Source organism: Phyllobacterium sp. P5_D12 (genome assembly GCF_054049495.1).
This window is the reverse complement of record NZ_JBFUMG010000809.1, coordinates 1-1,517: the sequence shown is the minus strand read 5'-3', so window position 1 is coordinate 1,517 and position 1,517 is coordinate 1. Positions and strand designations below refer to the sequence as shown.

Genomic DNA, 1,517 nt, shown 5'->3' with positions numbered 1-1,517 from the left:
TTCTTCACCACGGAACGGATGATTCATGTCTTCTTTGACGTTTCCGCCGATTGCTGTCATCGCTGATKCTCATTTCCACGATCTTTATGGGGACTATGATTTCGGCGGCATTGATGTTGGCGGGCGCAAAATGACAGCGCGACGGCTGACCGACACGGTGCGCTCTACCCGGGTGTTCAACGAAAGCTATTATGCTCTGCGAGGGGCCCTGGACGAGGTCGTGATCCGCGGCATCAAATATGTCGTTCTGCTGGGCGACTATTCCGATGACGGCCAGATTGCGACGCTTGAAGCGTTGCGGCAACTGCTCGACAGCTACGCCCGCGAACACGGACTTTTTTTTATTGCTACCCCGGGCAACCACGATATCTTCGGCCCAGATGGCAAGCACCACGCCAAACGCCTGCTTAATCCGGATGGCACTTATACGATTGTCGCCAGCGATGATGAATTCGTCGATGACGATGCAGACGGTATGGTGGTTACCAACAAGATGTATTGCTCGGGATACCCCGCTGGATTGCTGGCATTGCCGGATATCGGCTTCTTTCGCAGGCCATCGGATTTGCATTGGGAGACACCGTTCGGGATCCATGACGATCCAGCGAAGCGGCTTTATTCAGTGTGTTCGGACGACGGATTGAACCGGTATCGGTTAATGGATGCATCCTATCTGATAGAGCCGGTTACGGGTCTCTGGCTTTTGATGATCGATGCCAATGTGTTCGAGCCTCGCAACGGTGTCTTTGCCAAAGGAGATGCGGGGGCATTCGTCGACAGTACCAATGCCGGCTGGAATGCATTGCTCAAGCATAAGCGCTTCGTGCTGCATTGGGCAAAAGATGCCGCCGAGAGAGCCAGGCGAGACGGCAAGCGGCTACTGACATTCTCACACTATCCGTTACTGGATATGCTCAATGGCACAGCAGAGGACGAGCGGTCGCTGATAGGTGAAACGATATCCACGAAACGGACACCGACAGATGAGGTGGCGCGTGCGGCCATTAATGCAGGCATCGGAGTTCATTTCAGCGGACATCTTCACATCAATGATACGGCGCTGGTGCAGCACGGCAAAGATTTCCTCGTCAATATCGGCGTGCCGTCGCTCGCTGCCTTTCCTCCGGCCTTCAAGGTGGTAACGCTGGACAATACGGAGTTAAGGGTTGAAACGGTCAGCATCGAGCATCTGCCGATCGACCCTGTCATCAATCGACAATATCGTACTGAGATCAATGTTACAGGCAGGAAGACCGGTCGTATGCTGGATGCCACTGATTATGGAGATTTCCTGTCGGAACATATGGACCAGTTAGTTGTGCATCGCTATTTGCGTCGCGAATGGCCGAACAGCATGGCGAGAACTATGTCGCGGCTCAATCTTGGGGATTTGTACGTGCTCAGCCAATGTGAGCAGCCATTTCCGATCGAAAACACTGAGGCACTTATTCATGCGAAACGCGCCAGAGGAAAGGCAGCGAGCGACGGCACGCCGATATTGACGAGGAAATCTTTGC

General features: G+C 53.6%; 1 protein-coding gene. It reads left to right on the top strand.

Annotated elements, in window-relative coordinates; genetic code table 11:
- Window positions 1–25 precede the first annotated feature (25 nt).
- Window positions 26–1,517 (top strand): metallophosphoesterase (locus ACXJ5O_RS26635; protein ID WP_457302533.1); only part of this gene is annotated, 1,492 nt, incomplete at its 3' end.